Origin of the sequence: Actinophytocola xinjiangensis (assembly GCF_001921215.1) — a bacterium.
GTDB classification, from domain to species: Bacteria; Actinomycetota; Actinomycetes; order Mycobacteriales; family Pseudonocardiaceae; genus Actinophytocola; species Actinophytocola xinjiangensis.
The window spans coordinates 1-5,738 of the sequence record NZ_MSIF01000055.1 but is presented as its reverse complement, the minus strand read 5'-3'; the positions used below and the strand labels follow the sequence as shown (position 1 = coordinate 5,738).

The following is a 5,738-nucleotide window of genomic DNA, read 5'->3' as shown; positions in this document are numbered from 1 at the left end:
ACGGATGGTGTGTCGGTCGCGGCGGTCAATGGTCCGGACAATGTTGTGTTGGCTGGTGTTGAGGCTGAGGTCATGGCTGCGGTGGGTGACCGTGAGTACAAGCGTCTCGCGGTGTCGCACGCGTTCCATTCGCCGTTGATGGATCCGATGTTGGATGACTTCCGGGAGGCGATCGCCGGGATCTCGTTCCATGAGCCGGTGATTCCGTTGGTGAAGGACGTGTCGAACCTGGAGTACTGGGTGCGGCATGTCCGGGACACCGTGCGTTTCGCCGACGACATCGCGGCGGCGGAGGCGGACACGTTCCTGGAGATCGGTCCGGACGGGACGCTGTCGGCGTTGGTGGACGGGATTCCGTTGCTGCGCAGGGACCGGGACGAGCCGACGGCGTTGCTCACCGGCCTCGCCCGTCTGCACGTCACCGGATCCACGGTGGACTGGACGGCGATCGTTCCCGCCGCCACGCTGGTCGATCTGCCGACCTACGCCTTCGAACAGCACTGGTTCTGGCCGACCCCGCCCCGCGGCATCGGGGACGTCCGCTCCGCCGGACTCGACGACGCCGACCACCCGCTGCTCGGCGCGGCCGTCGAACTCGCCGGCGGCGACGAGTACCTGTTCACCTCACGCCTCTCGCTCCGCTCGCACCCCTGGCTGACCGACCACACCGTCGACGGTCAGGTACTCGTCCCCGGCACGGCCCTGCTCGAACTCGCCGTCCGCGCCGCCGACCAGGTCGGGTGCCCCCGCGTCGCCGAACTCGTCCTCGCCGCCCCGCTCGCGCTGCCCGACACCGGTGCCATGATCGTGCAGGTCCGCGTCGGCGCACCCGACGGCGCCGGCACCCGCGCGGTCACGGTGCACAGCCGGCCCGAGAACAGCGACCAGCCGTGGACCGCCCACGCCACCGGTACCCTCGCCACCACCTCGACCGGCGGCGGATTCGACACGACCGTCTGGCCGCCCACCGGCGCCCGACCCGTCGACCTCGCCGGGTTCTACGACGCCCGCGCCGCCGACGGCTTCGCCTACGGCCCCGTCTTCGCGGGACTGCGCGCCGCCTGGCAGCACGGCGACGACGTGTACGCCGAGGTCGCGCTGCCCGACGGGGTGACCGACACCGCCGAGTTCGGCGTCCACCCCGGGCTGCTCGACGCCTGCCTGCACGCGGGAGGCCTCACCGGCGGCACGGTCACCGGCGTGCCGTTCACCTGGACCGGCGTGACCGTCCACTCCTCGGGGGCCGCCACCGTGCGGGTACGGCTGCGCCCCACCGACGACGGGTTCGCCCTTGAGGCCGTCGACCTCGCCGGCGTACCCGTGGTCTCGGTCGCCTCGCTCGCACTGCGGCCGCTCACCGCCACCGACGCCCGTCACGACGACCTGTTCGCGGTCGAGTACCTGCCGGCGGCCACGACCCCGGCCGGCGACGAACCCGACGTCGTGCACCTCGACAGTGCGGGCGCCGACCCGGTGGCCGCCGCCCATGACCTGGCCACCCGCGCGCTAGCCCTCCTCCAGGAGGAGCGCGACGCGCGGCTGGTGATCGTCACCCGCGCGGGAGACCTGGCCTCGGCGGCGGTCGGCGGCCTCGTCCGCGCCGCTCAGGCCGAGCGGCCCGGCCGGTACAGCCTGGTCGAGACGACCGAGGACGCGCCGCCCGATCGGCTCGCCGAGGCGGTCGCGTCCGCCGAACCGGAGTCGCGGGTCACCGCCGACGGCGTCACCGCGCCTCGCCTGGTTCGCGCGACCGGTGGCGCGAACCAGGCCTGGGATCCGGGCACCGTCGTGGTGACCGGCGGCGCCGGCGGACTGGGCACCCTGGTGGCCCGGCACCTCGTCGAGACACACGGCGTCGCCGACGTGCTGCTGCTGAGCAGGCGCGGGGAGGTACCGGCGGCCCTCGCCGACCTGGCCGCCGTGCGGGCACTGGCCTGCGACGTGTCGGACCGGGCAGCGCTCGCGGCCGTGCTCGCCGGGGAGACCGTGACCGGCGTGGTGCACGCCGCCGGAGTGCTCGACGACGGTGCGGTAGGCGCCCTCACCGCCGACCGGCTGGCCGCCGTGCTGGCCCCCAAGGTCGACGCCGCCTGGTACCTGCACGAGCTGACACCGGACGCGACCACCTTCGTCCTGTTCTCCTCCGCCGCCGGCACGCTGGGCAACGCGGGCCAGGCGAACTACGCGGCGGCCAACGCGTTCCTCGACGCGCTCGCCGAACACCGCCGTGGCCTCGGCCTGCCGGCGGTGTCACTGGCGTGGGGGCCGTGGGACACCGAGGGCATGGCCGGCGAGCACGCCGACCGCATGGCCAGGTCCGGCATGCCACCCCTGACCCCCGAACACGGCCTGGACCTGTTGGACCGGGCGCTCGACGCGGACCGGGCACATGTCGTGCCGCTCCGACTCGACCTCGCCGTGCTGCGTACCCACGAGACGGTGCCACCGAGGCTGCGCGGACTGGTCCGCACCCGGATCCGCCGCGCGACGGTCGCCGCGTCCACCGTCGCGTCCGGTCTCGCCGCGACACTGTCCGCGATGGACTCCCAGGGCGGGGTCGAGTTCCTGCACGACCTGGTGGCCGACCAGGTGGCGACCGTGCTGGGACACCTCACCTCGGGCACGGTCGACCGAACGTCCACGTTCCGGGACCTCGGGTTCGACTCGTTGACGGCGGTCGAGTTCCGCAACCGGCTCGGTGTCGTCACCGGGCTGCGTCTGCCGGCCACGTTGGTGTTCGACTATCCGACCGCGCCCGCGCTGGTCGACCACCTGCTTGAGGAGATCTTCGGCGCCGTCACCGACACCCCGGCCTCCACAACCGCTGTCGTGGACGGCGATCCGGTCGTGGTGGTGGGCATGGCGTGCCGTTTCCCAGGCGGGGTCGCCTCTCCGGAGGATCTGTGGCGTCTGGTGCTCGACGGCACGGACGCGATCACCCCGTTGCCCACCAACCGTGGTTGGGGTGCCGACCTACCGGACCTGTCCGGCGGGTTCCTGGCCGACGCGGGCCTGTTCGACCCCGGGTTCTTCGGGATGAGTCCGCGTGAGGCGCTGGCCACCGACGCGCAGCAGCGGTTGCTGCTCCAGACGTCGTGGGAGGCGTTGGAGCGAGCAGGGATCGACCCGGTCTCGTTGCGTGGCAGCAGGACCGGTGTGTTCGCCGGGGTGATGTACAGCGACTACGCGGCCCTGTTGCAGGGCGAGGAGTTCGCGGGTTTCCGGGGCAACGGGTCCTCGCCGAGCATCGTGTCCGGTCGGGTGTCGTACGCGTTCGGACTGGAGGGTCCGGCGATGACCGTGGACACGGCGTGTTCGTCGGCCTTGGTCGCGTTACACGTCGCCACGCAGGCGCTGCGAGCCGGCGAGTGCACGTTGGCACTCGCCGGAGGCGTGAGCGTCATGTCCACGCCGAGCGCGTTCCTGGACTTCGCCGCGCAGGGTGGTCTCGCGTCGGACGGGCGTTGCAAGGCGTTCGGGGACTCCGCCGACGGTGTCGGCTGGTCCGAGGGCGTGGGCATGCTGGTCCTGGCCAGGCAGTCGGACGCCGAACGTCTGGGCTACCCGGTGTTGGCGGTCGTGAAGGGTTCGGCGGTGAACTCTGATGGTGCGTCGAACGGGTTGACGGCGCCGAATGGTCCGTCGCAGCAGCGGGTGATCCGTCAGGCGTTGGCCAACGCTGGTCTGTCGACCCGGGACGTCGACGTGGTGGAGGCGCACGGCACCGGAACCACGCTCGGTGACCCGATCGAGGCGCAGGCGTTGCTGGCGACCTACGGCCAGGATCGGGAGTCGCCGCTGTTGTTGGGTTCGGTGAAGTCGAACCTGGGTCACACGCAGGCGGCGGCCGGTGTGGCGGGCATCGTGAAGGTGATCATGGCGATGCGGCATGGTGTCGTGCCGCCGACGCTGCACGCCGATACGCCGTCGTCGCACGTTGACTGGTCGGCGGGGGCGATCGAGCTGGCGACCTCGGCGACCGACTGGCCCGCCATGGACCGAGCACGGCGGGTCGCCGTGTCGTCGTTCGGCCTGAGCGGCACCAACGCGCACGTGATTCTGGAGGCAGGTCCCGCGGCGCCTGCTCCGGTCGGGACTGACCGGGTGCCGTGGTCGGTGTCCGCGAAGTCCGCCGAGGCGTTGGGTTCCCAGGTCGCCCGGCTGTCCGGTGTGGATCTTCCGGCTGGCGACGTGGCGTGGTCGCTGCTGTCCCGGTCGTTGTTCGCGCATCGCGCTGTGCTGTTGGACGGTGTGGAGATCGCGCGCGGTGTCGCGGCTCCGGGCCGGGTGGGTTTCGTGTTCGCCGGTCAGGGTGCGCAGCGGCTGGGGATGGGTCGCGAGCTGCACGAACGGTTCCCGGTGTTCGCGTCCGCCATCGACGCGGTGTTCGCCGAGCTCGACCCTCGGGTGCGCGAGGTGATGTGGGGCGACGATCCAGGTCAACTGAACGACACCACGTGGGCTCAGCCCGCTCTGTTCGCACTGGAGGTCGCGCTCTACCGCCTGATCGAGTCGTTGGGTGTTCGGCCTGATGTGGTCGTCGGTCATTCGATCGGTGAGATCGCGGCGGCGCACGTCGCCGGCGTCCTGTCCCTCACGGACGCGTGCCGTCTGGTGACCGCGCGCGCGACCCTGATGGGCGCGTTGCCACCCGGCGGCGTCATGGTCGCCGTACAGGCCGCCGAGGACGAGTTGACCCTGACCGCCGGAGCCTCGATCGCCGCCGTCAACGGACCGGTTTCCGTTGTGGTGGCCGGTGTCGAGGCCGAGGTCATGGCTGTGGTGGGGGAGCGCAGGCACAGGCGGCTGGCCGTGTCGCACGCGTTCCATTCGCCGTTGATGGATCCGATGCTGGATGACTTCCGGGAGGCGATCGCCGGGATCTCGTTCCACGAGCCGGTGATTCCGTTGGTGAAGGACGTGACCGACCCGGAGTACTGGGTACGGCACGTGCGGGACACCGTGCGGTTCGCCGACGATGTCGCCACGGCCGAGGCGGACACCTTCCTGGAGATCGGCCCGGACGGAACCCTGTCGGCGTTGATTGACGGGATTCCCTCGCTGCGCAGGGACCGCGACGAGAAGACGGCGTTCTTCACCGCCGTCGCGCGACTGCACGTCACCGGTTCCACGGTGGACTGGACGGCGATCGTCCCCGCCGCCACGCTGGTCGATCTGCCGACCTACGCCTTCGAACAGCACTGGTTCTGGCCGACCCCGTCCCGCCGCGCCGGAGACGTTCGCTCCGCCGGGCTCGACGACGCCGACCACCCGCTGCTCGGCGCGGTGGTCACACTGGCCGACTCCGATGATGTCGTGTTCACGTCGCTGCTGTCGGTGTCCGCGCTGCCCTGGTTGGTGGATCACACTGTTGGTGGTCGTGTTGTGGTTGCTGGTGCGGCGTTGCTTGATCTGGCTGTGGCCGCCGCTGATCATGTCGGTCGTGGTCGGGTGGAGGAGTTGACGCTCGCCGCTCCGGTCGACCTCACCGAGCACGACACCGTCCAACTGCGCCTGCGTGTCACCGGGGACACCTTCACCGTCCATTCGCGCCCGGCAGGTGCGGTCGACGAGCTGTGGTCGCTCCACGCCAGCGGGTCGTTCGCCGACACCCCCGGCGCACCGGCCGTGTTCGACACAGCGGAATGGCCGCCGCCCGGTGCCGCCACGGTGTCGGTGGAGGACTGCTACTCGCTGTTGGCCGAGTCCGGGTTCGGTTACGGCCCGGTCTTCCAGGC

Annotated in this window: 1 protein-coding gene; it reads left to right on the top strand. The window is 71.4% G+C overall.

Annotated elements, in window-relative coordinates; translation table 11 throughout:
• Window positions 1-9: 9 nt before the first annotated feature.
• Window positions 10-5,738 (top strand): type I polyketide synthase (locus BLA60_RS41760; RefSeq protein ID WP_342744830.1); only part of this gene is annotated, 5,729 nt, incomplete at its 3' end.